Here is a 25,687-nt window from a genome sequence, read left to right on the forward strand (position 1 = left end):
TTAAGGGCAGCGGTCGAAGATCTGAGTAGTCTGACTGAACACTTCTGACCAAAGGTGCTGACAGCCAGATTCGCTTTTAATCAGCAAGGTAGCAAAGCGTGGTTTGGTCAAATCGATGTGACCGGCAATACTGGGCGCGTCAAACGGCGCGCTCAGTTCAATACGGCCGCGATCAAAGTGGCTGACAATCGGCTCACTGGGCAACGCGAGCTGATACTGCTGCTCACCATCACTGCTGTGCGCTTCCAACGTGGCTTGATGCATGGCCAATGTCACTTTGCCCGACACGCTGTGCGCCAGCATGTTGTAATCACCCGCTAACCCTGACAGCTCGGCGCTGAGTTCGGCAAATCCACTCAAGGTAAAGGGCAGCCAGCGCAAAAGCCAGCTTTGCTCTAGCGGCACGCCATCGCCGTGCAAAGTGAGCGACCAAGGACGGCTGATGGTGCGCCTATCGAGGTGACCGCTCGCATCAATATAGCCCGTTGCTAACGGCGCAAAAAAGCGATCCAGATAGACGATACCTTGCTCCACGCGCGCATTGAGCACCGCTTGCGTCGTCAGCAGCTTGTCGTAACTGGCGTTGTTGGCGCTCATCTCAAGCTCTCCCGCAAAGAGTCCAAGCTGGTGGTCTTGAATCAAGGTCAGCCCTTTGCCCCGAACATTGAGGCCACTGAGCTGCCAATAGGGCGCTTTTTCGATTTGGATGACTTGGCCATTGTTGATGTGCAATTGTTCGATAGAGAGTGTGTCGAGGGTGGAGTGCGAACGCTCAAACCAATTCAGCAGGCTTTGTGTATCCTCCAACCATTTGATGTTATTGAGTTTGACCTCGTCGAGCGCCACGTGCGTTGGGCTGACCTTACCGCGCAGCTGCACCCGCCCTTGTTTGAAGTCCGCATCCGACTCCTGCACATTGAGCTCACCTTGACTGAAGGTGATTTTGGTCAGTGGTGAGAGCAATACCAGCTCGCCATTGTGGATACGATCGGCGCTGAGCGATAGGTAGCCATTGTCTTGTTGCCACAGCGATTGGGTGAGGTCTAGGTTTTCCAGCGAGGCATCGAGATTGTCCAATTGCCAATCTTGATAGCGCAAGGTCGCGCCAAGAATATCCAAGCTGTTGATGTGGGCAATCGGCAGCGTTACAGCGGCGAGACTGCGGCGCAGGCGCTCAATGTTGAGCGGCTGATTTTGGTTTTGATGGGTTAACGTCACATTGACCAGTGACCAACCGTGTGGATATTGCTCCGCCTGGCCTGACAGCTGCGCGTTATTCCAGTCAAACGAGGCACCATAGACGGTGCTGTTTTGTGCGCGATAGCGACCATCAATCAGTAGGTTATTCAACGCTTCGCCGTGAATATAGAGCTGTTTCGCCGCCAGTTGAATGTCGCCAAACGGCACCGTTTGCGTATCGGATTGCCAACTTGGCGCTTGAATTTGCAGATCCACATCGCGCGCGGACCAGTGGGCACCGCTCAAATCGACATGCTTCAACGCCAGTTGCTGGGTATGAATGGGCAGAGGAGAACGCGTTGTATCGCGCAGCGGGTTCAGCCAATCGCGCAGTTGTGTGACATCCAAGCGAGCTTCTTCTATCAAAACGGAGTCGAAGGCGAGTTTGCCCTCCTTCCACGGCCACTGGCTGAGCCATAGGGTGAGCTTGGGCAACTGGAGCGTGGGGTGGTTATGGTCTGTATCGCTAAAGATGGAATCGGGCTTTCCAGCGGCAAGGTGCAGGGAGACTTGCTCCATCTCAAACTGGTAAGGCGCTGTGTAACGCAGTGACTCAATCTCGATCTGATACGGGGTCAAGGACTCAAGCAGTTGCTTGACCACTTGCGGTGCTTTGGCCGTGTGCAACACAGCAAACAGCGCACCGATAGCCATCATCGCTATCAGCAGTATTGAGATCATTAACCACTTGAGTGTTTTCTTCACAGTCCAGTCCGTTGGGGTCACCTTGTGTTTAGAGTGAAACATTTTGCTTCAACAGGCAATCAAAAAGCCCCTCAAATGAGGGGCTTGGCGACAGTTAACGGTGAAGGGTCACGTTATTTGAGTTGTGGCCCTGCCGCAACCAGTGATTGACCTTCAGCGTTGTCGGTGTACTTATCAAAGTTGTTGATAAAGCGCTCGGCCAAATCGTTGGCTTTGCTTTCCCACTGCAACGGATCAACGTAGGTATCACGGGGATCCAAAATCGCAGTGTCGACACCCGGTAGAGAGGTCGGCACTTCGAGGTTGAAGATTGGAATGTGCTTCGTTTCTGCCTGTTCAATCGAACCATCTAAAATGGCGTCGATGATGCCGCGCGTATCTTGGATAGAGATACGTTTGCCACTGCCATTCCAGCCGGTATTGACGAGGTAGGCTTCAGCACCCGCCGCTTCCATACGTTTGACCAACACTTCTGCATACTTGGTTGGGTGAAGCGTGAGGAACGCAGCACCAAAACAGGCAGAGAAGGTCGGCGTTGGCTCCGTAATGCCACGCTCTGTACCCGCAAGTTTGGCGGTAAAGCCAGACAAGAAGTGGTACTTGGTTTGCTCCGGCGTCAATTTAGACACAGGAGGCAGCACGCCGAAGGCATCCGCAGAGAGGAAGATCACTTTGTTCGCATGACCACCCTTAGACACCGGTTTAACGATGTTGTCGATGTGCTCGATAGGGTAGGAAACGCGCGTGTTTTCAGTCTTCGAACCGTCATCAAAATCGATGGAGCCGTCATTGCGTACCGTGACATTTTCCAACAAGGCATCACGACGGATGGCGTGGTAAATATCTGGCTCGGCTTCTTTCGATAGTTTGATGGTTTTGGCGTAGCAGCCGCCTTCGAAGTTGAACACGCCATCGTCATCCCAGCCGTGCTCGTCGTCACCGATCAGGGCACGTTTTGGATCGGTGGATAGTGTGGTTTTACCTGTACCAGATAGACCAAAGAAAATCGCCACATCGCCTTCTTTACCCATATTGGCACTGCAGTGCATAGACGCGATGCCTTTCAATGGTAAGAAGTAGTTCATCATGGCGAACATGCCTTTCTTCATTTCACCGCCGTACCAGGTACCGCCGATCAACTGCATGCGCTCGGTGAGGTTGAACACGGTGAAGTTCTCTGAGTTGAGGCCGTGCTCTTGCCATTTATCGTTGGTGCACTTCGCGCCGTTCATGACGACAAAGTCGGGTTCAAACGTTGCCAACTCTTCTTCGCTTGGGCGAATGAACATGTTCTTCACGAAATGGGCTTGCCACGCCACTTCAGTGATGACGCGAATACTGAGGCGCGTATCAGGGTTGGCGCCGCAGTAGCCATCAATCACAAACACGCGTTTGCCAGATAGCTGATGGGTGACCAAGGCTTTGAGGTCGTTCCAGACCGCTTGATCGATAGGTTTGTTGTCGTTTTTCACCGCGTCGGATGTCCACCACATGTGCTCTTCGGTGGTGGTGTCTTTCACGATGTATTTATCTTTTGGTGAGCGGCCGGTAAAAATCCCGGTATCAACAGCGACTGCGCCGAGTTCGGTGACTACGCCTTTTTCGTAGCCTTCCAGATCCGCGCGAGTTTCTTCTGCGAACAACATCTCGTAACTGGGGTTGCGTACCACCTCTTTTACGTTGTGAAGTCCGTGCTTGGTAAGATCAAGTGTTGCAGCCTTTGTATGTTCCATAACGGTCATAGGTGCTCCTTATAGGAATATTTTTGTAGGGATTTTGTCAATATTTTTTTATTTATCTGCTCACCATGCTAGCAATGGGCTTGCTCGAAAACAGGGATATAGTTCAAAGATTAACCGTAATTTTCGTGGGGTTTTAAGCGACTCATCACATATTGGCGCGATCAGTGTATCGTGTGCGCAAAGTATTGCGCTAGAGCGCAAGGGATTATTAATTGCTTAAAATTAAGAGGTTAGTTTATTACGGCTGAAGCGAGTGATTACGGCCATTGGATCACAAAAAGGCCGACATAGAGTCGGCCTTTTGATAGAAAAATTACACGCTTGCTGCGTTATGAAAATTAATGCAGCGTGGAATTGCCGTTTGAGGCTTGTGAGAACAGTTCGGCGACTTCGAATTCATCAAACGAATAATTCGTGCCGCAGTAATCACAATGTAAAGAAATTGAACCTTCTTCGGCCAAAATGTCGTTTACTTCCACACGGTCGAGCGTAACGATTGCTGCGCCACTGCGTTCACGCGAACAGCCACAATGGAACGCAACAGGTTGCGGATCAAACAGGCGGACTTTCTCTTGGTTGTATAGACGGTACAGCAACTCATTGGCTTCAAGTGAGAACAACTCTTCATCTTTGACGGTATTAGTGAGCTGCTCTAGGTGCTCAAAATCATCCGCGCTGCCGGTGCCATCGGGCATCACTTGGATCAACATGCCAGCGGCTTTCGGAGTCCCTTCATATTCACCGGTGCGAATCCATAGACGCGTTTTCAACTGCTCAGAGTTAGCAAAGTAGCCTTCGAGGATCTCGGCTAAGGTATCGCCTTCCAGTGCAACAATGCCTTGGTAACGTTCGCCTTGTTTCGGATCGATGGTGATCACCAAGTAGCCTTTACCCATCATATCGTGGATGCTGGCATCATCGGCAATGTCGCCCTCAAAGCGCGCCACACCGCGGATTTTCTGTTTGTTGTCACCGTTAATCACCGCGAGAGAGACCGGGCCATCCCCTTGCAGTTGCAGTGTGATGGACCCTTCAAACTTCAGCGTAGCGGTGAGAAGAGTGGTTGATACAAGCAGCTCCCCCAGTAGCTTTTGAATAGCGACTGGGTATTCCTTGCTGGAAATGATGCGTTGGTAGGCTTCGTCCAGTTGTACCAACTCGCCACGTACTGATAGATCTTCAAATAAGTAGCGATTCAAAACATTGCTTGCCATGTGGCGATTCCTCGTAAATTTTTGCCTTGCTGGTGCGGGTAGACATTATTGATGTTTAAATTTGATGATGTCGCGACGCTGCTTTTTATCCGGGCGACGATCTGGGCTTGGGTTGTGAGCATGAAGCTTACGACGCAAGGCATTGTCTTCGCGCTTGGCGATACTTTCTGTGGTTTCACTGTATAGAGTTTGCGCTTCAGGGGCGCCGCGGCGTTGATCGGAAATCTTCTCGATCACCACGGTTTTCTCTTCCGTACCTTGGCGCAGAGTGATGACAGCGCCAAGTTCCACCGCTTTACTCGGTTTACTGCGCTGGCCATTATAGTGAACTTTGCCACCATCGACCATGTTTCGTGCAATCGAGCGTGTTTTGTAAAATCGAGCCGCCCAGAGCCATTTATCCAGCCTGACGACATCTGTTTGGGAACCCATTGTGGTTTTTACTCTCTAATAAGCGTGCATGAACGTCATCGTCTCTTTCTTGGCTCTGTATTGAGATGAAAGAGGTGAAAAAGGCGACCTCATGTACGAAAAACATCGAAGTGGGATGCCGATGACCTGGTCACGGCATAACCGATTCGTTAACAATGGTGATGGAGATCCGATTTTTCAAGCAAATCGGCAGATTTTCGTTCGTTAACAGCGCGCCCAGTGGCATTGATAGTGAGCTCATAGCAAACTTTGATACAATGAGAACAGTGTTAACTCCCTGCACAGAGTCGTTTTTCCCGAATATCAGGACTCCCAGGTGCAGACAATAAGGAAATTGAGTGGAATTTTCGGCAACTCGGCTGTCGCAACTCGGCATGTCGCTCAAAAACAGTCAGGTTCAAGCAAAAATCAGTCGCGGGCTAACCGTTGTGCTCTTGGTGGTGTGCGCTTGGCTGGCGGGCGAGCTGGTCTGGTGGATGGTGGACTCGCCGAGTGTGGTGTCACGCTCCATTCGCGCCAGTGGTGAAGTCACCCGAACTGCGCCAGAGCGCTTAAACCTCTCCTCTCTGCAAAATAGCCACCTGTTTGGCCGCTACACCCAAGAGACCCCAACCGAGGCGGCGCCGATTCAAGAAGCGCCCAAAAGTCGTCTCAATTTGGTGCTGGTGGGCGCGGTGGTCAGCTCCAACAGCGAGAAGAGCTTGGCAGTCATCGCCAACAAGGGCCAGCAAGAGACAGTCGGCATCGGTGAAGCCATTCAAGGTACGCGCGCCAAGTTGGTCCAAGTCCACAGCGATCGCGTCATCATCGACAACGCGGGGCGCAATGAAACCATCATGCTGCAAGGCATCGACTACTCTGCGCAGTCGGCGCCTTCTTCCTCTTCATCGAAAGGGACCTCTTCTTCCTCATCATCGAGCCATCGAGTGGACATCTCCCCTGATACCTTAGAGCGTATCCGAGAAGAGATACGTCAAGACGCCAAACAGGTGTTTCAGTACGTGCGCATGTCGCAAATTAAAGAAGGTGATGATGTGGTGGGTTACCGCCTTTCTCCGGGTAAAGACCGAGAATTGTTTGATGAGGTGGGTTTGCAAAATGGCGATATCGCGGTGCAGATCAATGGCCTCGACCTAAAGGACGCTGCGGCAATGACACAGGTGTTCAACGCCTTGTCTGAGTTAACGGAATTGACGCTCACCGTAGAGCGAGAAGGCCAACCCTATGAGATTTATATTGAATTATAAGACTTGCCCAGCGGCGCGAGTCACAAGGAGAATAATGTGAAGCAGTGGCTTGAGAACGTTTTTTGTAGGCGCTTTTTTGGTGGGGACATGAGAATTAAGAGAAGTGCTTGGCTGTTAGCAGCAAGCTTATTGACCCCACTGGTGAGCGCCAATGATTTCAGTGCCAGCTTTAAGGGCACGGACATTCAAGAGTTCATTAACATTGTGGGGCGAAACTTAGAAAAGACCATTATCGTGGATCCAGCGGTACGCGGAAAAGTCGATGTGCGCAGCTACGACATGTTGACCGAAGAGCAGTACTACCGCTTTTTCCTCAATGTGCTAGAAGTGTATGGCTTTGCCGTGGTGGAAATGGAGAATGGCGTACTCAAAGTCATTCGCGCAAAAGACGCCAAAACCTCGGCTATTCCTGTGGTGGGTGATGGCAGCGTGCAAGGCGACGCGGTGGTCACTCGCGTAGTGGCCGTGCGCAATGTCTCGGTGCGCGAGCTCTCGCCATTGCTAAGACAGCTCAATGACAACGCAGGTGCCGGTAACGTGGTGCACTACGACCCTGCTAACATCATTTTGATCACCGGACGCGCCGCCGTGGTTAACCGCTTGGCGGACATCATCAAACGCGTCGACCAGGCGGGCGACAAAGAGATCGAAGTGGTGGATTTAGCCAACGCTTCTGCCGCAGAGATGGTGCGTATTGTCGATGCGCTGAATAAAAGCGCCGATAAGAACACCCCAGCGTTTTTGGAGCCTAAGTTGGTGGCAGACGATCGCACCAACTCGATTTTGATCTCCGGCGATCCGCAAGTGCGTGAACGCCTGCGCCGACTGATCAAGCAGCTTGACGTGGAAATGGCGTCGAAAGGCAACAACCGCGTGGTCTACCTCAAATACGCCAAAGCCGATGAAATGGTTGAGGTGCTCAAAGGCGTGTCGGCCAACCTGCAAGCGGAGAAAAAAGCTGGCAGCAACAGCAATTCGCAGCGCAATGACGTGATGATCGCTGCCCACCCGGGGACCAACGCGCTCGTGCTCACGGCGCCGCCCGATATCATGAACGCGTTGCAAGAGGTGATCGCACAGCTGGATATTCGCCGCGCGCAAGTGTTGATTGAAGCACTGATTGTTGAAATGGCGGAGGGCGATGGCATCAACCTTGGCGTGCAATGGGGCTCGCTAGAAACCGGCGCAGTGATTCAATACGGCAACACCGGCGCGGGGATCGGGCAGGTGATGGTGGGCCTTGAGGAAGCGAAGACTACGACGAAGGAAGAAACCTATTGGGACTCCACTGCTGGTGCGTACAAAACGAGAACCTATGATGAAGAAGGCGATTACTCGACACTGGCCTCGGCACTCTCTGGCGTCAATGGCGCAGCGCTCAGTGTGGTGATGGGCGACTGGACGGCGCTGATCAGCGCGGTATCGACTGACTCCAACTCCAATATTCTCTCCTCACCGAGCATTACCGTGATGGATAACGGCGAGGCCTCGTTTATTGTCGGTGAAGAGGTGCCGGTGTTAACGGGCTCTACGGCCGGTTCGAACAACGATAACCCATTTCAAACCGTCGACCGTAAAGAGGTCGGCATCAAACTCAAAGTGGTGCCGCAGATTAACGAAGGTAACTCAGTGCAGCTCAATATTGAGCAAGAGGTGTCCAACGTGCTTGGTGCCAATGGCGCGGTGGATGTGCGGTTTGCCAAGCGCCAGCTCAACACCTCTGTAATGGTCGAAGACGGTCAGATGATTGTCCTAGGCGGTTTGATTGATGAGCGCGCGCTGGAGAGCGAGTCGAAAGTACCGCTGCTGGGCGACATTCCCTATCTTGGCCATCTGTTCAAATCGACCAGTACCCAAGTGGAGAAAAAGAACCTGATGGTGTTCATCAAACCGACCATCATTCGCGATGGCATGACGGCCGATGGCATCACGCAGCGCAAATACAACTTCATACGCGCTGAGCAGCTTTATAAAGCGGACCAAGGTCTTAAGCTGATGGACGATGCGCACATTCCTGTGCTGCCAAAATTTGGGGATGAGATCCGCCATCCGGTGGAAATCCAAGCCTTCCTTGACCAAATGGATGTGCAGTAATGGAGAGACCGTCCGTTCGTCGCTTGCCGTTTAGTTTTGCCAAGCGTTTCAGCTTGGTGTTGGAAACCGCGCAGACCGAGTCACCTGGCTTGGTGCTCTATTATGTTGAACCGCTCGCGGTAGACGCTTTGCTTGAAGTGAATCGCGTGGTCGGCGAGCCGTTTGGTATGCAATCGGTCAGCAGCAGTGAGTTTGAACAGCGTTTAACCCGCGCCTACCAGCGCGACTCGTCGGAAGCGCGCCAGTTGATGGAAGATATTGGCGCGGACAGTGACGATCTCTTCTCACTGGCCGAAGAGCTGCCGCAGGATGAAGATTTGCTGGAGTCAGAAGACGACGCGCCGATCATCAAACTCATCAACGCCATGCTAGGAGAGGCAATCAAAGAGGGCGCGTCGGATATCCACATCGAAACCTTTGAGAAAAGCTTAGCGATCCGTTTTCGCGTCGATGGTGTACTGCGTGATGTGTTGTCACCCAGTCGCAAACTTGCGCCCCTTCTGGTCTCACGGGTGAAAGTGATGGCGCGGCTCGACATCGCGGAAAAACGCGTGCCTCAAGATGGGCGAATTTCCCTGCGTATCGGTGGCCGCTCGGTCGATGTGCGTGTCTCGACCATGCCATCGTCGCACGGCGAGCGCGTGGTGATGCGTCTTTTGGACAAAAACGCCACGCGATTGGATCTGCACAGCCTTGGTATGACCAAGGCCAATCACGATGATTTCCGTCAGCTCATCGGTCGCCCGCACGGCATCATTTTAGTCACCGGTCCAACCGGCTCAGGTAAATCGACCACCTTGTACGCGGGCTTAAGTGAAATCAACAGCAATGAGCGCAACATTCTGACAGTGGAAGATCCGATCGAATTTGATATCGACGGCATCGGCCAGACGCAGGTCAACCCGAGAGTGGATATGACCTTTGCGCGCGGCTTGCGCGCCATTTTGCGCCAAGACCCGGATGTGGTGATGGTCGGCGAAATTCGCGATCTCGAAACCGCGCAAATTGCCATTCAAGCTTCATTGACTGGCCATTTGGTGATGTCTACCTTGCACACCAATACCGCCACAGGGGCGATTACGCGTCTGCGTGATATGGGCATTGAACCGTTTTTGATCTCCTCCTCGCTGCTTGGTGTGTTGGCTCAGCGTTTGGTGCGCACCCTGTGCCCATCGTGTAAAGCGCCCTATCAGGCTGACGCGCAAATCAAACAGTGGTTTGCGCTCGGCGAAGACGAGAACCTCACGCTGCACAAAGCCGTTGGCTGTGAAGCGTGCAACTTTAAAGGCTATCGCGGCCGAACCGGGATCCATGAGCTGCTGCGGGTCGATAACGATGTGCAATCGCTCATCCATGATGACGCGGGCGAGCAAGCGATTGAGAAAGCCATTCGTGCCCGCACGCCAAGCATTCAACGCGATGGCCTTGAGAAAGTCAGACAAGGCATCACGACGCTTGAAGAGGTGTTGCGTGTGACCAAGGAAGCGTAATGGCGGCATTTGAATACAAAGCGTTAGACAGCAAAGGCAAAACCAAAACTGGCGTGCTCGAAGCCGATACAGCGCGCCAGTTGCGCTCGCGGCTAAAAGAGCAGGGTTTGGTGCCGATGGAGGTCAAAGAGACGCGGCAGAAAAACGCCAAGCAAGCCCATTCAGGGCGAAGCGGTTTTCGTCGTGGAATCAGTACTCCAGATTTGGCGTTGATCACCCGCCAGCTCGCCACCTTGGTGCAATCGGGCATGCCGCTTGAGGAGTGTTTGCGCGCTGTGTCTGAGCAATCAGAAAAAGCGCGCATTCGTTCGATGCTGCTTGCGGTGCGCTCCAAAGTGACCGAAGGATACACCTTAGCCGACAGCTTGGCAGACTTTCCGCATGTGTTTGATGATCTGTTTCGCTCTATGGTCGCGGCGGGGGAAAAATCGGGCCATCTGGACTCCGTGTTAGAGCGCTTGGCGGATTACGCCGAAAATCGGCAGAAAATGCGCTCGAAACTGCAGCAAGCGCTGATCTACCCTGTGGTATTGGTGGTGTTTGCGATTGGTATTGTGGCGTTTTTGTTGGCGGCGGTGGTGCCGAAAATTGTCGGTCAGTTTGTCCAGATGGGCCAAACGCTGCCGCAATCGACCCAGTTTCTGCTCGCCTCAAGCGAGTTTGTTCAGAACTTTGGTCTCTACTTATTACTTGCGGTCGTGGCGTTGGGCTACGTCATCAAGCTGGCGTTAGCCAAGCCGAGCGTGCGTCTGGCTTATGATCGAAAACTGATTGGCTTGCCGATGATTGGCAAAATCAGCAAAGGGCTCAATACCTCGCGTTTTGCCCGCACATTGTCGATTTGCACGTCGAGCGCGATCCCGATTTTGGACGGCATGAAGGTGGCGGTGGATGTGATGAGCAATCGCTACGTCAAGCAGCAAGTGACCCTTGCCGCCGATAGCGTGCGCGAAGGGGCAAGCCTGCGTCGTGCACTCGAGCAGACCAAACTGTTCCCACCTATGATGCTGCACATGATCGCCAGTGGTGAACAAAGTGGTCAGCTAGAAGGCATGCTGACGCGCGCCGCCGACAACCAAGACGCCAACTTTGAATCCATGGTGAATATTGCGCTGGGCATTTTTACTCCGGTACTGATTGCGCTGATGGCGGGATTGGTGCTGTTTATCGTGATGGCGACGTTAATGCCCATTTTAGAAATGAATAATTTAATGGCGGGATGATCCCGCACTCGGAGAGAACAACAATGACAAACAGAATCAAAAAACAGTCAGGCTTTACGTTATTAGAAGTGATGGTCGTCGTGGTGATTTTGGGGATTTTAGCCAGCTTTGTGGTGCCTAACCTGTTAGGTAACAAAGAGAAGGCGGATCAACAGAAAGCGGTCACAGACATCGTCGCCTTGGAAAACGCACTCGACATGTACAAGCTCGATAACAGCGTCTACCCGACCACAGATCAGGGCCTAGAGGCGTTGGTCAGCAAGCCATCCAACCCAGAGCCGCGTAACTACCGTGAGGGTGGTTACATTCGCCGTTTGCCAAGCGATCCTTGGGGCAACGACTACCAATACCTAAGCCCAGGTGACAACGGCAATATCGACATCTTTACCTTGGGCGCCGATGGCCAAGAGGGCGGTGAAGGTATCAATGCCGACATTGGTAACTGGAATATCCAAGACTTTCAATAATGCGTCAACGCGCTCGCGGCTTTACCTTACTTGAAGTCTTGCTGGTGGTGGTGATCGCCGCGCTGGCATCTTCGGCGGTGGTCTCCACCTTGGTCAGTCGCAGCAGTGGTGAGGCAAAAAAGCACGCCAGTGCCGCGTATCATCGCCTGCAACTCCTCAACGAAGAGGCGATGCTGGCGGGGAAAGATTACGGCTTGTGGGTCGATGAAAAGCGCGGCCGCTATCGTTTGGTAAGCTTAACCGCGAAGGGGTGGCAGCGTCTAGACGATGGCCAAATTCCGGCAGAGACGGAGCTTGGAGAAAACTTGGCACTCAAGCTCACGATGGGCGGCTCGGCGTGGCAGGACGAAGATCGCCTGTTTCGCCCCGGCAGCTTGTTTGATGATGACCGTTTTGCAGACATTGAAGAGAAAGACGCACTACCGACGCCGCAAGTCTTTATTATGTCGAGCGGTGAAGTGAGCCCGTTTGAGCTGGCGATTGCGCCAAAGGCGAGTAGCGGCCAGTGGTCACAAGAGGCCGCATGGCGCGTGATCGCCAAAGAGAACGGCCAAATTGTGCTGCTGGCGCCGGGAGAGAGCGATGAGTAAACCACGCGCGATAATGACACGGCGATTTGCTGCTCGCCCCGCCACAGAGCGCGGTTTTACCTTGCTGGAAGTGTTGGTCGCGCTCGCCATTTTTGCGACGGCGGCGATCGCCACAGTGCGCTCGGTCAGTCAGCACATCAATACGCTAAGTTACATCGAGGAAAAGACGTTCGCCGCCATGGTCGCCGACAACCAAATGGCCAAAGTACATTTAGCGGGCGTGAAGCCCAGCGCGCAAAAGGGCACTACTCAGTTAGCGGGGCGCCAATGGCAGTGGCAAGTGGTGCCAGTAAGCACCACCGGCGATCTGTTGGCGGCGTTTGATGTCAAAGTATCACTGGGCGCGCAAGCCGCGCCGATCGTGGTGGTGAGAAGCTATGTGGCGCTCTAGACAAGCAAGCCGAACACAAGGTTTTACCTTGATTGAGGTTTTAGTAGCGATGGCGATCTTTGCCAGTTTGAGCGTCGCGGCCTATCAAGTGCTCAATCAGGTGCAGCGCAGCAATGCGCTCTCAGAGCAGCGCAGTGCGCGCCTCGGAGAATTGCAGCGTAGCCTTGTCTATCTCGACAATGATTTTCGCCAAATGGCGCTGCGCCAAACGCGCACCGGCGGCGATTCGCCCTCATCTACCCTGATCGCTTGGCAAGATAACTTGCTCGACAGTGATGAAAAGGGGGTGATGTTCGCACGCCTGGGTTGGTTTAACCCGCAGCAGCAGTTCCCGCGCGGCGAGGTGACCAAAGTGGGCTATCGCATCCAAGATGGCGTATTACAACGAATTTGGTGGCGATACCCAGATACGCCCACCGGGCAGGCGGGCATCGTGATGCCACTGCTCGATAAGGTCGAGCAGTTTGATTTACGCTTTTTTGATGGCAGTGAGTGGCAGCGTGAATGGCGTGCCAGTAACCAGTTGCCGAGTGCGGTGGCACTGACCTTAACGCTGGAAGATTATGGTGAGATAGAGCGCATTTATTTGACGGGTGGCGGCACATTGGCGGGCGTAGGAGAGAGCGATGAGAACGGCTAGCTCGCAGCGCGGCGTCGCCCTGATTGTGATCCTGCTGCTGTTGGCAGTGATGGTCAGCATTGCCGCTAGCATGGCGGATCGGCTCTTTTCTCAGTTTCGCCGTGCCAGCAGTCAGCTCGATTATCAGCAGGCGTATTGGTATAGCTTGAGTGCAGAGGCGCTTGCGCGGGCGGGCATTGAACAAAGCTACCAAGATAGCGACACGGTCAATCTCTCGCAGCCTTGGGCGATAGAAGAGCAAACCTATCCGCTCGATTTTGGCACGCTGCGCGGATCACTGACCGACGGGCAAGCGTGCTTGAACCTCAATGCGCTCTACGCGGTTGTGCAGACGGCCAACTCCAACGCCACGCCCTATTTGGTTGAGGTGCTGCAAACCTTGCTCGAATACCTAGAGGTGGAGAGTTATCAAGCGCAGGCGATCGCGGAGTCGGTGTGGGAGTTCATTGATGAAGACACCACGGTGAATACCTCTTCCGGTGTGGAAGACAGCTACTATGAGTCGATGTCGCCAGCCTACCTGACGGCCAACTCTTTACTGGCGGATGCCAGCGAGCTGCGCGCGATTCATCAAGTGAGCGCAGAGGTGATGACGAAGCTGCGCGGTCATGTATGCGCGCTGCCGACCAGTGATTTTCGCCTCAACATTAATACGCTGGATGCGCGTCACAGTGCGCTGCTCGCGGCCATGTTGGCGCCCAACTTGAGTGTCGAACAAGCCAAAAACGTCATCGACAATCGCCCCTATGATGGCTGGCAATCGGTCGATGAATTTTATGCCGAGTCGGCGCTCTCTTCGGTCAGCGCCGATGTGAAAAGTCAGGCGAAAGGCTATTTGGATATCGATAGCCGTTATTTTGAAATGGATGCTGAACTGCTGGTCAACGACTCGCGCGTGCGAGTGCGGAGCCTGCTGTATAGTGAAAATCGTGAAACTGCAACGGTGATACGCCGTCGCTTTGGAGGTATCGGTGAACGAGAGTCTGATCGTTCGACTGAGTCACAACCCTAATGCCGCTGTTCAATGGTTGGTCTGGTCTGCGAGCGAGCGGGCCGTGATCGCCAGTGGCGAACTGGCCAACTATTCCCAGCGTGACGCGTTAGCGCAATACGCTAAGGGGCGCGCGACGACTGTGCTGCTCTCTGCGGCCGATGTGGTGCTCAAGCAGGTTGAAATCCCGGCCGGCGCTGGGCGTCAATTTGAGTCTATGCTGCCTTATTTGCTTGAAGATGAGTTGGCGCAAGATGTCGATGAGCTGCACTTTGTTGTGCTGGCTAAACAAGGCAATCAAGCGCACGTGTGCGCCGCGCCGCGTGTTTGGCTGGCGAGTGTGCTCGATGATCTGCGTGAGCTTGGCTGCTCGGTGCGCAAAGTGCTGCCGGATGTATTGGCACTGCCGAAGGAGACGCCGCTGTGCGCCGCGCAAATTGGTGAGCAGTGGCTGATTGGCAAAGGTCAGTGGCAAGGCGTCTCGGTAGAGGCAAGCTTTTTACCTTGGATTACCGCCTCTGATTGGGTCAAAGATAGCGCTGGCGAACCTTTGGCGCTGACTGCGCTTACCCCACTGCCTGAGTCTGTGATTAAGGCGCATCCCGCTTGGCAAGATTGCGTTTGGGAAAACGAGGAGGGCAAGCTCGTGATGCAGGTGCTCGCCGAGCACGCCTTACTCAGCCCAGTTAATCTATTAACCGGTGCATTCAAGCCTAAATCGTCACTCGGCAAATATTGGCGCGTCTGGCAAGGCAGTGCCATGGCCGCGATGCTGCTACTGGCGCTGATTTGCGTCGACAGTGTGCTGAAAACCGCGCGCTTTGAAACACAAGCCGATGCGTATCGCAACGAGAGTGAGCGTCTGTTTCGTGAGGCACTACCGGGGCGCACGCGCATCCCGACCGTCAGCTATTTAAAACGGGAGATGGAGCGAGAAGCGGCGCAACTGTCCGGTGGCAGCAGTGAAACGGTCTGGTTAGAGTGGATGGTGCAACTGCCTGATGCGGTTAGCAAAGTGCCGGGTTTGAGCTTGACCAGTATCAAGTTTGATCGCAATCGCAAAGAAGTGCGCCTTGAAGCGCAAAGCGATGATTTCCAAAGTTTTGAGCGTGCCAAAGCGCAGCTTGAATCGCGTTTTAAGGTTGAGCAAGGGCAGCTCAGTCGCAGTGGCGAGCGTGTCAACGGCTCGTTTGTTTTAACGCTACGTGACGGCCAGTCGTAAGGAGAGTCATGAAAGCACGTTTTCAATCGAGCCTTGCGCCGCTATTGGCGCCGCTTAGTACCAAGCTGAGCGCATGGTGGTCCGCCATTACCCCGCGTGAGCAGCGCCTTGTGATGGTATGCGCGGGCCTTGTGATGGCGGGCGGCCTATACTGGGGCATTGTCGAACCCTTGACCACGCGCGCAGAGCAGGCAGAGCTTAGGCTGCAAAGCGAAAAGCAGTTATTGGGCTGGGTCGAAGATCAAGCCGAGACGATCGCGAGTTTGCGCGCCGCCGGTGGGCGCTCGGTATCAACCTTACCGCTGAATCAGGCGGTCTCCTCAACGGCGAAGCGTTTCAACGTCGAGTTGGTGCGCGTTCAGCCACGCGGTGAGGAGCTACAAGTGTGGATAAGCCCAATGCCGTTCAACCAGTTCGTCAGTTGGATTGCCTTTTTGCAAGAGACCCACGGCGTGCACGTCACAGCGCTCGATCTCGATAGAGGCAAGCAAGAGGGCGTAGTGGATGTGCGTCGCTTACAGTTGGTGAAGGGGTAGAGGGATGAAAAAACGGCTTCTGCTCGGCGCAGGTTTACTGGGTGTATTTGGCTTGAGCGCGTTGGTGCACATGCCGGCATCGTTTGTTTATCACACCTTAGGTCAGTATGCCGCTATCCCAGCGCAACTGCGTGTCGATGGCATTCAAGGCACCCTTTGGCAAGGGCGCGCGGCGCAAGTGCGTTGGCAGCGCTACGATTTGGGCGCAGTGAATTGGTCGCTTGATATCGGCGCGCTTTTGAGTGGCCGCTTACAAGCGCAAGTGCGCGTGGGCCAAGGCGGCGGCCTTGTCGTGGGGCGTGGCACACTGGGTCTCAATCGCCAAGGCGCATTCGCACAAAACGTGGTGGCCAGTCTCTCCGTTGAGAAAATCACACCTTGGCTACCTCGCCCGCCCGTACCACTCGATGTGCAAGGGCGGGTGGAGTTCAATATCCAGCACTGGGATTATCAAGCGCCATGGTGCCGCTCGGCGAAAGGCAGCGTGGTGCTCAATACGCAAGGCGTCGGCACGCCCATCGCCGAATTAACCACAGGCCCTGTTGTCGCGCCGTTTACTTGTCAAGACAGCGCGCTTAGCGTCGCAGGTAATCAGCAAAGCGATCAGGTCGAGAGCGCTTTCACGCTCGATCTCACCCCCGATCGCCGCTACCAAACCCGCGCCTGGTTCACACCGCAATCCAACTTCCCCCCAGCGCTCCAAGAGCAGCTAAAATGGCTCCCCGCGCCAACGGACGGAAAGTACGCGTTTGAATATGGGGGGAGGTGGTGAAGTTTCTAGTGCCTAGTTCCTAGTTCCTAGAGGGTGATCTCTAGGCACTAGGAACTTCTTTTTCTAGGCACTCCCCTCTAGGAACTAGGCACTTCTTTTTTCTAGGAACTTATTTTCCTAGGCACTTCTTTTTCTAGACACTCCGATTTCCACCGGAAAACTCAACTGCACTTTTAATCCGCCGCCGCTGCGGTTATTGACGATCACCGAGCCGCTGTGTTGGCTCATGATACGTTTGACGATGGCAAGGCCCAGTCCGGTGCCTTCGCTGCCTCGGGCGGTGTCGCCGCGGGTGAAGGGTTCAAACAATTTGCCGATGTCGCTTTGCTTGATGCCGGGGCCATTGTCTTCAATCGATACCCAGGCCAGTTTGCTGTCGGCGGTCATGCCGGTTGAGATTTTCACCCAGCCGTTGCCGTAGCGGACGGCGTTGACCACGAGATTGCTGATCGCACGTTTAATGGCAATCGGGCTACCGCTGATCGGCTTGAGCGCAGGGTGCCAGTGGGTGTCAATTTCCATCTCATAGCCGCCCTCTGCGCTGGCGACGTCACTGGCAATCTCATTGAGTGCCACCTCAACAAACGACTCTTTATTCACCGGTTTAAGGTAATCCATAAACTGGCTGATGATTTCGTTGCACTCTTCGGTATCGCTGATGATACCTTCAGCCAAGTAGCTGTCTTCTGGCGACATCATTTCAGTGGCAAGGCGAATGCGCGTCAGCGGCGTGCGTAAATCGTGGCTGATCCCCGCCATCAGCAGCGCGCGATCTTCTTCGAGCGCCTGAATTCCCTTCGACATCTGATTAAACGCCCGGGTGACCGAGCGGATCTCTGAGGCGCCTTGCTCCACCAGTGGCGGCGGGATTTCACCGCGACCCACCACCTTGGCTGCTTTTTCTAGTGCGATCAGTGGACGGTTTTGCAAGCGAATAAACAGCCAACACCCAGCAACAATCAGCAGCGCCATGATGACGCTGTTGCGAAATAGGGGCGTGAAATCCTCTTCTTGCAGCTCAGAGAGCGGGATGCGCAGCAGCGAGCCGGGCAGGGACTCGATTTTCATCCACAGCACGTAGCTGTCTGTGCCAAGCATCATCCGCACGTCGGTTGCCGAGCCTAGCTCTTGGCTCATCTCCTCGCTCATCAAATCTATTGTCACCGCATGCTCGTACTCCGCAGCAATCGGGCTGTTTTCGGCGTGAATGGTGACCCCAAGCTGCTCAAGCACTCGGCGACGCAGCGGCGCGTCCATATCGAGCTCGCTGTCCAAGTTTTGCGTATCGTCGAGCATCAAATTGATCTCATGGCCGAGGATCTTATTGAACTGCTGCAAACTGGGCATCAACGCATAGTTGAATACGGCGTAATAGGAGTAGACTTGGCTAGCAATCAGCAAGGTCAGAAAGATGAGAATCGATTGAGTGAATGAGCTGCGAATGCGCATGGGGTTTTCCTAGCGGGTCCGAAGGGTGGCTAGGGGATGGGGAACGCCATGGGTAGGCGCGCCCCGTTCTCTAGCCGCTTAGGCGTCTTTGCCATCCGGGACAAAGACATAACCTAAGCCCCAAACGGTTTGAATGTATCTTGGCTTGCTGGGGTCGATTTCCAACATGCGGCGCAGACGTGAAATCTGCACGTCGATGGAGCGCTCCATCGCGGAGTACTCTCGGCCGCGAGCCATGTTCATCAGTTTATCACGCGACATCGGCTCGCGCGCGTTGGTCACGAGCGCTTTGAGTACCGCAAACTCGCCCGAGGTTAACGGCATCGCTTCCTCGCCGCGGTACATTTCACGCGTGCCGAGGTTTAAGCGAAACTCACCAAACTCAACAATCGACTCAGCAGAACTTGGCGCGCCTGGCAGCTCGACTGTTTGGCGGCGCAGCACCGCTTTAATGCGCGCCAACAACTCACGTGGGTTAAACGGCTTAGGCAAATAGTCATCGGCGCCCACTTCGAGGCCCACGATGCGATCGATTTCATCGCCTTTAGCGGTGAGCATCAGAATCGGTAGTGAGCTGCCGGCATTGCGCAGACGGCGACAAATCGACAAGCCATCTTCACCAGGGAGCATAAGGTCGAGCACCATCAAATGAAAGTTCTCGCGGGTTAATAAACGATCCATCTGTTCGCTGTTGGCGACACTGCGTACCTGAAATCCCTGTTCAGACAAGTAACGTTCTAACAATGCACGCAAACGGGCATCGTCATCCACGACGAGGATTTTGTGATTTTCTTGCATGTGTGAATCCACCTATGTCATTCCAATGCGACCGAGTCGATTTGAGTGGGCGCACAGTAAAATGTAACAGAGCGCCGCGCAAAGTGGTGCAAAGAATTGTTAGCGAGTATGACTTTTTTGATATTAAACCGGATCTTAATCGTGGGGTCGGTGAGAGACGCGCATCAACACTCAGGCTTCTGGTAGCTGATGGCGTTGATAAACCACTCTTTATCGCCCTCAGGGGTGCGAACGGTGACCTCGTCATCGACCTCTTTTTTGAGGAGCGCGCGCGCCATCGGTGAATCAATGGAGATGTAATCTTTGGCGTCGCCATAAATTTCTTCCGGCCCAACAATTCTGAATGTTTTGACCTCACCCGCTTCATTCTCAATCTCGACCCACGCGCCAAAAAAGACTTTACCTTCTTGTTGCGGCGAGTAGTCAACGATGGTTACCTCAGGGAGAAACTTGCGAAGAAAGCGCACTCGGCGATCGATTTGACGAAGCAAGCGCTTGTTGAAGGTGTAATCCGCGTTCTCAGAGCGATCGCCAAGGCTGGCCGCCCAGGTGACTATTTTGGTAATTTCCGGGCGTTTTTCATTCCATAGATGGTCATGCTCGGCTTTGAGCTTGTTGTAACCTTCGCGGGTGATGAGTTTTGTTTTCACTGCTGTAATCCAAGTTATTGAACCGCTTTACCGGCCTATTATGTTACTCGCCGCTTGGCTTTTTCGTCACTAGATAGTCATCATCACTGCTGACCACCACGCCATATTTGAGGAAGTTCTTGCCCAAAATCATGCTGTAGTGGAAGCGGTCGCGATCTTGCAAATTGACGCGAATCTTCTTCTCTAGCTCGCCGAGCTTGACGCGCATTTCCACCACTGGGCGCACATTGGCTTGCTCGCCTTTTTTGGCGCGCACGCTCATCTCATGCACCACCGGCAGGGTGAAGGTCTTTTTATCGCCCTGATCGTTTTCATAATCAAAACGCACCATGGCTTGACCATCACCTTCAAAGCGCTCGATGTTTTGCGCGTTCAGTGAGGAGACGTCAGCGCCGGTATCGAGTTTCACTGGGAAGGTGAGCCCTTCCACTTGCGCGACTTCAATGTGGCCGGCTTTAAACAGCGGGTAGCGGCTGAGTAATTCTTCACTGCGAGTGTTGATCAGCACGCCACCCTCGGTCATGTTACGGCCGATGATAAAGTGCTCGTGCGGTTCTTTATCGCCAAGCACCTCAATCGCGTATGGCAGCTCCACCTCTTGCCCTTTTAACATAAACGAGCCAAACACTACTGGGCGTGTGGTCTCCCCAACTTTGAGTTTTTTGTGGATCGGTTTGGAGAACTGCTTGGCCTCGCCCTTGTTGTTATTGAGCCCGATTTCGTTGTCATTGAGATAATAAGTGACCCACTCTTTGCCTTTTTGTTGATAGGTCTCAAAGCTGGCGACTTTCAATAGCGGTGTGCCCACTGTCCAAGAGGGCTCGGCGGGCAGGGCGATACCATCGAGCAGCAGCGTTTCTTGCCCCGTGATTTGAAGCGCCGCTTGCGCTTGACGACTCGAGAGCGTTTGCGCTTTGCCGGCCAATAGATCCGTCGCGCTTGGGTCAATCACAAAGTGCTCGCTGAGCGTCTGTTTACCGAGGCGAATGTCACTGCTCTTGTGCTGGCGATCGGTGAGATACACCAGCCACTGCTGACTCTGTTGCTCGCCGAGAGTGACAGGCACGTAAACCATAGGGCGCGACTTGCCGCTCACCTTAAGCGTGCGAATCACCGGGCGAGAGAGCGTTTTGCGCTCGCCTTGCGGGCCTTCAATCGTAAAACGCACTTGCATGCCATCGTCACTCACGTCAATGTCACTGGCATCGAGCGCGCTGTAGGCGGCGTTTAACGAGTAGCTGACGCGCTGCGCCACGCCGTCAATCTCTACGGTTTCTTTGCGGCCAATCAGCTGCGCGCTGTTCCACGTTTGCAGATGGTCGGCGCCGGCAAACACCCAAGCGTGATCTTTGAGGAACGTTTTGCCAATCAAGATTGGCGCTGAAAACTGACTGCGATCGGTTAAGTTGACGTCGGTGTCCACCGTTGTGCCAGCAATGGTCAGCGGCACATTGACCGTCGGACGCAAAATGGGCTCAGCGCTGGATCGGCTGCGAATCACGCCGACACGCTCGAGGGGTAGAGCCAAGGTGACGCGCTCTCCGCTATAGGGGTGAATGATGGAAAAGCGCACGCTGACTTGATACGGCTCAAACACCGCTTGGTTCCAATCGTTGTAATTAATGTCGCGCACTTGCTCGACGTCTTTGACCAGCGCGCGCATTAATGCCTCATCTTGCCACTGGGCGTAGTCCGGATGTTGGCTGGAGACGTGAATATCGATGGCGTGCATCGAGGTGGTGTCCGCGCCGGTATCAATTTTGCCGGCAAAGGGCACCCCTTCAAGAGCGGCTTGCCCTTGCTCATCTTTGACGCTCAAGGTGACGTTTTCGAGTCGACCGAGCACCAATTTTTCATCGAGGCGGGTGATGGGCGCATCAGTGGTCGCGTCGATGCGCGTATCGAGCGTGACGTACGCGGCGTCTGCCAGCGCATACGTCGGGGCCAACAGGGAAAGAAGCGTTAAGGAGAGACTGAGCCAGAGTTTTTTCATCGCATTTCCATCATGATTAGTGAATGTCACTCGTTGAAATGAGTGAGAGGGGTGCTGAGTGATTAAGTTCGTGACGTTTTCTAGTTCTGACACAATTTTCACACAATTGCCAACCAGTTTGGCGACTATCTTGACCTTGATACTGTTTGAGGTGCGATGCGTCTCGAATGGAAAATCGTTGCATTTCATCGTGCACACCCCAATATATCGCCCATTAAAGAGAAAAATGAGAGCCAACGGATGAGCCAAGCACTCTGCCAATTGATCGCTCAGGAGTTGAATGTTCGCCCTGAGCAAGTCGTGTCTGCCGTCAAGCTGATTGATGATGGCAACACGGTGCCGTTTATCGCCCGTTACCGTAAAGAGGTGACCGGCGGACTCGATGATACCCAACTGCGTACCCTAGATAGCCGCTTATCTTACCTGCGTGAGCTGGATGACCGACGTCAGACCATTCTGAAATCGATTCACGATCAAGGTAAGCTCACCCCGGAGCTGAAAGCGCAGATCGAACAAGCGGACAGCAAAACCCGTCTCGAAGATTTATACCTGCCTTACAAACCTAAGCGTCGCACCAAAGGGCAAATCGCCATTGAAGCCGGACTCGAGCCGCTCGCCGACGCCTTGTGGCATCACCCTGAACATGATCCGGAGCGTGAAGCGCTGCGTTACGTCGATGAAAGTAAAGGGGTCGCCGACAGCAAAGCGGCGCTCGATGGCGCGCGCGCTATCGTGATGGAGCGTTTGGCAGAAGACGCCAGCTTACTGGAGAAGGTGCGCGCCTACTTAACCCGCCACGCCGAGTTGGTCTCACGCGTTGTTGAAGGCAAAGAGCGTGACGGTGAGAAGTTTAAAGATTACTTTGATCACCGCGAGCCGCTCGCCAAAGTGCCGTCTCACCGCGCCTTGGCGATGTTGCGAGGCCGCAATGAAGGCTTCCTCACGCTGACCATGGACGCAGACCCAGCCCAGGAAGAGGGCGTGCGTCAATCATATTGCGAAACCCTCATCGCCGATCACTACGGCTTATCACTGAGTGACGCCCCTGCCGATGGATGGCGCAAACAAGTGGTGAGCTGGGCATGGCGCATCAAAATTGCCATGCACATGGAAACCGAACTGATGGGCGCATTGAAAGAGCGCGCAGAAATCGACGCTATTGAAGTGTTCGCCACTAACCTAAAAGATTTGTTGATGGCCGCACCAGCGGGCCCGCGCGCGACACTCGGTCTCGACCCGGGTCTGCGTACCGGCTCCAAAATTGCCGTGGTGGATGCCACAGGTAAAGTGCTGGCCACTGAGACCATCTATCCGCATCCGCCACAAAACCAATACGACAAAGCAGGCCAAGTGGTGGCTGCGCTGGTCAAGCAGCATCAGGTGGATTTGATTGCAATCGGTAACGGCACCGCCTCGCGTGAGACGGACAGCTTTGTCGCGGATCTGCTCAAGCGCTACGGATTGAAAGTGCAGAAAATCATGGTCAGTGAAGCGGGTGCCTCGGTCTACTCGGCGTCTGAGCTCGCGGCGAAAGAGTTCCCCGATCTGGACGTATCGCTGCGCGGCGCAGTGTCGATTGCGCGTCGCTTGCAAGACCCTTTGGCTGAGCTAGTAAAAATCGATCCTAAATCGATTGGTGTTGGTCAGTATCAACATGACGTGAGCCAAGCAATGTTGGCCAAGCGTTTGGACGCGGTGGTGGAAGACTGTGTGAACGCGGTCGGTGTGGATGTCAATACCGCGTCATCGGCGCTCTTGACGCGTGTGGCGGGCCTAAGCAGCACGCTGGCGCAAAACATTGTCGAATACCGCAATGAACATGGCCGATTTGATACGCGCAGCGCCTTGAAAAAAGTCGCGCGTTTGGGGCCCAAAGCATTTGAACAGTGTGCCGGTTTCTTGCGCATTATGGATGGCAAAAACCCACTCGATGCGTCAGCGGTGCACCCAGAAGCGTACCCTGTGGTGAAAAATATCGCTGAAAAAAATGGCGTAGCGCTTCAATCGCTGATTGGCGACAGTGCGTTCCTGCGCGATCTGCGTGCGGTGGATTACACCGATGCGCATTTTGGTTTGCCAACGGTGACCGACATCATCAAAGAACTCGACAAACCGGGCCGAGATCCTCGCCCTGAGTTTAAAACCGCGACCTTTGCTGAAGGTGTCAACAAAATCACCGATCTGGAACCGGGTATGGTGCTGGAAGGGGTGGTGTCGAACGTGGCCAACTTTGGCGCCTTCGTCGACATTGGCGTACACCAAGATGGCTTAGTGCATATCTCAGCGTTGACGGATCGCTATGTCGCGGACCCTCGTGATGTGGTGAAAGCCGGCGATATTGTCAAAGTGAAAGTGATGGAAGTGGACGCTGCGCGTAAGCGTATCGGCTTGTCGATGCGTCTTAATGATGAGCCAGGGCAAGAGCGCCGCGCCAATGCGCCGCGTCGTCAGGGACCATCGAATGGCCGCTCGCGTGAGCATGCCAGCAAAGCGAGCCAAGGCGATAGTGCGATAGGGGGAGCGATGGGCGGAGCCTTTGCCGCCGCGTTCGCCAAAGCAAAGCGCTAACCCCAAACCCACTACCCATAACCCTAAACCCCAAACCCAGCATCACCAAGAAAATCCCCGCCACGGCGGGGAATTTTTTTCGGCATTTCCGAGCGGTGTTTGGAGCTTCCAAGCACAGTGTCGCTCAGTACTACAATACCGCAATGACATCTGACGGCGTATTGGGGGCCACGGCATGACCGTAGTGAAATTTAATCACGGTCCGACGCTTTTCCATTTGGCCTTCAGTTATCGCCGCATCGATTATGCGTTTCGGCAAGCGAAAACGCATGGCGTAGCCTTTACCTTGGTGCTCGCTGTAGCTGGCCAGTGACAGCAGCTCAAACAGCCTATCGAGTCTATCTTTCGGCTCTTCACGAATCGCGGCGCGTGACTCTTCACTCTCATCCATCTCATAGCTCGGGTGCTCTGAGGGATCCCAAGAGGCGTCACGGCGTCGCTTATCGTCGGCTTTCACTTTCCGCTCAGCGTTGCTCTTGGCTAATGCCATTGTCGGACCAATCGGCTCGCGAACTTTGTTCTCCCGCGCCGCTTGCTCCGTTTGCACATTAACCGATGGGGCGATGAGTGGAACACTGACATTCGTTGGTGAAACGAGCATAGCTATCTTCCTCACACCCAACCAAATCCTCACCACACACGGTGATTCTCTGGTATCGATTATTTATCGACCAGTAGACGGAAAAGTTGAGGGGAAGTTTCTAGTTTCTAGAGGGGAGAGTTCCTAGTGCCTAGAGGGTGGACGTCAGGAATTCGGTATTTGTTTTTCCAGTCACTGACTTCTAGGAACTAGGAACTTGTTTTTTCTAGGCACTTCTTTTTCTAGGAACTTACTCCACCCACTCTTTAATGATTTGGCAGAAGTGGTCGAACTCGGTGATAAAGGGCGCGTGTGAGGAGGCGGTGAAGAGATGACTGGTGCTGTGTGGCATCAGGGCGCTGACGTCTTTGGCCACTTTGGCGGGTACGAGACCATCGAGTCGGCCGTACAGGCGCAGTGTGGGTTGTGAGATCGCCGCGAGCTGGTGGCGGTAGTCGCAGTCGGCGAGCAAGGTGAGCCCGGTCATCAGGGCGTTTGGATTAGGCGCAGGGCGTGAGAGCACGGCGTGTTTTAACGTCTTGATGTCTTGTCTGGCCGAAGGGCTGCCCATTGCTTGCAGTGCCATAAAGCGCTCGATGGTGAGGGCGAAATCGTCCGCCAACTGCTGGCTAAATTGGGTTAACACCTTAGGGG

General features: G+C 54.1%; 23 protein-coding genes. 13 read left to right on the forward strand and 10 right to left on the reverse strand.

Annotation, left to right across the window (positions count from 1 at the left end):
* The 4 genes from AC6R03_RS03535 to hslR all read right to left on the reverse strand — a co-directional run bounded on the left by AC6R03_RS03535 (position 1) and on the right by hslR (position 5,332).
* Entirely contained in the window at positions 1-1,944 is a 1,944-nt protein-coding gene (locus AC6R03_RS03535; protein ID WP_500630186.1) for an AsmA family protein, read from the reverse strand.
* A 113-nt stretch (positions 1,945-2,057) separates the two neighbouring features.
* On the reverse strand, positions 2,058-3,686 hold the full coding sequence (gene pckA / locus AC6R03_RS03540) for a phosphoenolpyruvate carboxykinase (ATP) (protein WP_500630185.1): 1,629 nt from the start codon (positions 3,684-3,686) through the stop codon (positions 2,058-2,060).
* A gap of 338 nt (positions 3,687-4,024) precedes the next feature.
* On the reverse strand, positions 4,025-4,900 hold the full coding sequence (gene hslO, locus AC6R03_RS03545) for an Hsp33 family molecular chaperone HslO (RefSeq protein ID WP_500630184.1): 876 nt from the start codon (positions 4,898-4,900) through the stop codon (positions 4,025-4,027).
* A gap of 45 nt (positions 4,901-4,945) precedes the next feature.
* On the reverse strand, positions 4,946-5,332 hold the full coding sequence (gene hslR, locus AC6R03_RS03550; protein ID WP_334554939.1) for a ribosome-associated heat shock protein Hsp15: 387 nt from the start codon (positions 5,330-5,332) through the stop codon (positions 4,946-4,948).
* A gap of 374 nt (positions 5,333-5,706) precedes the next feature.
* Between hslR and gspC the strand changes: the two genes are divergently transcribed.
* The 12 genes from gspC to AC6R03_RS03610 all read left to right on the forward strand — a co-directional run bounded on the left by gspC (position 5,707) and on the right by AC6R03_RS03610 (position 16,995).
* Entirely contained in the window at positions 5,707-6,579 is an 873-nt protein-coding gene (gene gspC, locus AC6R03_RS03555) for a type II secretion system protein GspC (RefSeq protein ID WP_500630192.1), read from the forward strand.
* Between the two features lie 87 nt (positions 6,580-6,666).
* Positions 6,667-8,673: a type II secretion system secretin GspD gene (gene gspD, locus AC6R03_RS03560; RefSeq protein ID WP_500630183.1), complete on the forward strand. Its 2,007-nt coding sequence runs from the start codon at positions 6,667-6,669 to the stop codon at positions 8,671-8,673.
* Positions 8,673-10,163 carry a type II secretion system ATPase GspE gene (gspE, locus tag AC6R03_RS03565; RefSeq protein ID WP_500630182.1) on the forward strand — a complete coding sequence of 497 codons (1,491 nt, stop codon included), beginning with the start codon at positions 8,673-8,675 and terminating at the stop codon, positions 10,161-10,163. Before gspD ends, gspE begins: the two co-directional genes overlap by 1 nt.
* Complete coding sequence (gspF, locus tag AC6R03_RS03570) at positions 10,163-11,386, forward strand: type II secretion system inner membrane protein GspF (protein WP_500630181.1); 1,224 nt, start codon at positions 10,163-10,165, stop codon at positions 11,384-11,386. Before gspE ends, gspF begins: the two co-directional genes overlap by 1 nt.
* A gap of 23 nt (positions 11,387-11,409) precedes the next feature.
* Positions 11,410-11,853 (forward strand): type II secretion system major pseudopilin GspG, encoded by a 444-nt coding sequence (gspG, locus tag AC6R03_RS03575; RefSeq protein WP_334554933.1) that lies wholly within the window; start codon positions 11,410-11,412, stop codon positions 11,851-11,853.
* On the forward strand, positions 11,853-12,443 hold the full coding sequence (locus AC6R03_RS03580) for a prepilin-type N-terminal cleavage/methylation domain-containing protein (RefSeq protein ID WP_500630180.1): 591 nt from the start codon (positions 11,853-11,855) through the stop codon (positions 12,441-12,443). Before gspG ends, AC6R03_RS03580 begins: the two co-directional genes overlap by 1 nt.
* Positions 12,436-12,834, forward strand: coding sequence for a type II secretion system minor pseudopilin GspI (gene gspI, locus AC6R03_RS03585; RefSeq protein WP_500630179.1), 399 nt, complete (start codon positions 12,436-12,438; stop codon positions 12,832-12,834). Before AC6R03_RS03580 ends, gspI begins: the two co-directional genes overlap by 8 nt.
* Positions 12,821-13,474 carry a type II secretion system minor pseudopilin GspJ gene (gene gspJ, locus AC6R03_RS03590; RefSeq protein WP_500630700.1) on the forward strand — a complete coding sequence of 218 codons (654 nt, stop codon included), beginning with the start codon at positions 12,821-12,823 and terminating at the stop codon, positions 13,472-13,474. The genes gspI and gspJ overlap by 14 nt, the downstream gene beginning before the upstream one ends.
* The gene (gene gspK / locus AC6R03_RS03595) at positions 13,461-14,486 is read left to right on the forward strand and encodes a type II secretion system minor pseudopilin GspK (protein ID WP_334554925.1); all 1,026 of its coding nucleotides are present in this window, start codon (positions 13,461-13,463) and stop codon (positions 14,484-14,486) included. The genes gspJ and gspK overlap by 14 nt, the downstream gene beginning before the upstream one ends.
* A complete protein-coding gene (gene gspL, locus AC6R03_RS03600; protein ID WP_500630701.1) occupies positions 14,446-15,687 on the forward strand; it encodes a type II secretion system protein GspL in 1,242 nt (413 codons plus the stop codon). Before gspK ends, gspL begins: the two co-directional genes overlap by 41 nt.
* 44 nt (positions 15,688-15,731) lie before the next feature.
* A complete protein-coding gene (locus tag AC6R03_RS03605; protein WP_500628058.1) occupies positions 15,732-16,223 on the forward strand; it encodes a type II secretion system protein M in 492 nt (163 codons plus the stop codon).
* Positions 16,224-16,227: 4 nt separating this feature from the next.
* Positions 16,228-16,995 (forward strand): type II secretion system protein N, encoded by a 768-nt coding sequence (locus tag AC6R03_RS03610; RefSeq protein WP_500630702.1) that lies wholly within the window; start codon positions 16,228-16,230, stop codon positions 16,993-16,995.
* 117 nt (positions 16,996-17,112) lie between these two features.
* Here the strand turns inward: AC6R03_RS03610 and envZ are convergent, their stop codons facing one another.
* The 4 genes from envZ to AC6R03_RS03630 form a co-directional block, all read right to left on the reverse strand.
* Entirely contained in the window at positions 17,113-18,444 is a 1,332-nt protein-coding gene (gene envZ / locus AC6R03_RS03615) for a two-component system sensor histidine kinase EnvZ (protein WP_500653634.1), read from the reverse strand.
* Between the two features lie 78 nt (positions 18,445-18,522).
* Positions 18,523-19,242, reverse strand: coding sequence for an osmolarity response regulator transcription factor OmpR (ompR, locus tag AC6R03_RS03620; protein ID WP_500630597.1), 720 nt, complete (start codon positions 19,240-19,242; stop codon positions 18,523-18,525).
* 164 nt (positions 19,243-19,406) lie between these two features.
* Positions 19,407-19,892, reverse strand: coding sequence for a transcription elongation factor GreB (gene greB, locus AC6R03_RS03625; protein WP_500630596.1), 486 nt, complete (start codon positions 19,890-19,892; stop codon positions 19,407-19,409).
* A 43-nt stretch (positions 19,893-19,935) separates the two neighbouring features.
* Complete coding sequence (locus tag AC6R03_RS03630; RefSeq protein WP_500630595.1) at positions 19,936-21,885, reverse strand: putative ATP-dependent zinc protease; 1,950 nt, start codon at positions 21,883-21,885, stop codon at positions 19,936-19,938.
* A gap of 240 nt (positions 21,886-22,125) precedes the next feature.
* Here AC6R03_RS03630 and AC6R03_RS03635 point away from each other — a divergent pair, with 240 nt between their 5' ends.
* Complete coding sequence (locus tag AC6R03_RS03635; protein WP_500630599.1) at positions 22,126-24,453, forward strand: Tex family protein; 2,328 nt, start codon at positions 22,126-22,128, stop codon at positions 24,451-24,453.
* A gap of 130 nt (positions 24,454-24,583) precedes the next feature.
* On the opposite strand, the gene AC6R03_RS03640 is transcribed toward AC6R03_RS03635, so the two are convergent.
* Positions 24,584-25,054 carry an ATP-dependent Lon protease gene (locus AC6R03_RS03640; RefSeq protein ID WP_500630594.1) on the reverse strand — a complete coding sequence of 157 codons (471 nt, stop codon included), beginning with the start codon at positions 25,052-25,054 and terminating at the stop codon, positions 24,584-24,586.
* A 229-nt stretch (positions 25,055-25,283) separates the two neighbouring features.
* Positions 25,284-25,687: alpha/beta fold hydrolase (locus AC6R03_RS03645; protein ID WP_500653635.1), on the reverse strand; the 404-nt coding region annotated here is incomplete at its 5' end.

This window comes from Vibrio sp. R10-SG-ISO4 (assembly GCF_059834135.1).

Excerpts from the sequence above, each read along its gene's own strand:
- gspI (WP_500630179.1), top strand. The coding sequence starts at position 12,436 with ATGAGTAAACCACGCGCGATAATGACACGGCGATTTGCTGCTCGCCCC.
- gspD (WP_500630183.1), top strand. The coding sequence starts at position 6,667 with ATGAGAATTAAGAGAAGTGCTTGGCTGTTAGCAGCAAGCTTATTGACC.
- gspE (WP_500630182.1), top strand. The coding sequence starts at position 8,673 with ATGGAGAGACCGTCCGTTCGTCGCTTGCCGTTTAGTTTTGCCAAGCGT.
- gspJ (WP_500630700.1), top strand. The coding sequence starts at position 12,821 with ATGTGGCGCTCTAGACAAGCAAGCCGAACACAAGGTTTTACCTTGATT.
- ompR (WP_500630597.1), bottom strand. The coding sequence starts at position 19,242 with ATGCAAGAAAATCACAAAATCCTCGTCGTGGATGACGATGCCCGTTTG.
- AC6R03_RS03630 (WP_500630595.1), bottom strand. The coding sequence starts at position 21,885 with ATGAAAAAACTCTGGCTCAGTCTCTCCTTAACGCTTCTTTCCCTGTTG.
- gspF (WP_500630181.1), top strand. The coding sequence starts at position 10,163 with ATGGCGGCATTTGAATACAAAGCGTTAGACAGCAAAGGCAAAACCAAA.
- AC6R03_RS03580 (WP_500630180.1), top strand. The coding sequence starts at position 11,853 with ATGCGTCAACGCGCTCGCGGCTTTACCTTACTTGAAGTCTTGCTGGTG.
- AC6R03_RS03635 (WP_500630599.1), top strand. The coding sequence starts at position 22,126 with ATGAGCCAAGCACTCTGCCAATTGATCGCTCAGGAGTTGAATGTTCGC.
- gspC (WP_500630192.1), top strand. The coding sequence starts at position 5,707 with ATGTCGCTCAAAAACAGTCAGGTTCAAGCAAAAATCAGTCGCGGGCTA.
- gspK (WP_334554925.1), top strand. The coding sequence starts at position 13,461 with ATGAGAACGGCTAGCTCGCAGCGCGGCGTCGCCCTGATTGTGATCCTG.
- AC6R03_RS03640 (WP_500630594.1), bottom strand. The coding sequence starts at position 25,054 with ATGCTCGTTTCACCAACGAATGTCAGTGTTCCACTCATCGCCCCATCG.
- hslO (WP_500630184.1), bottom strand. The coding sequence starts at position 4,900 with ATGGCAAGCAATGTTTTGAATCGCTACTTATTTGAAGATCTATCAGTA.
- hslR (WP_334554939.1), bottom strand. The coding sequence starts at position 5,332 with ATGGGTTCCCAAACAGATGTCGTCAGGCTGGATAAATGGCTCTGGGCG.
- gspG (WP_334554933.1), top strand. The coding sequence starts at position 11,410 with ATGACAAACAGAATCAAAAAACAGTCAGGCTTTACGTTATTAGAAGTG.
- envZ (WP_500653634.1), bottom strand. The coding sequence starts at position 18,444 with ATGCGCATTCGCAGCTCATTCACTCAATCGATTCTCATCTTTCTGACC.
- pckA (WP_500630185.1), bottom strand. The coding sequence starts at position 3,686 with ATGACCGTTATGGAACATACAAAGGCTGCAACACTTGATCTTACCAAG.
- AC6R03_RS03610 (WP_500630702.1), top strand. The coding sequence starts at position 16,228 with ATGAAAAAACGGCTTCTGCTCGGCGCAGGTTTACTGGGTGTATTTGGC.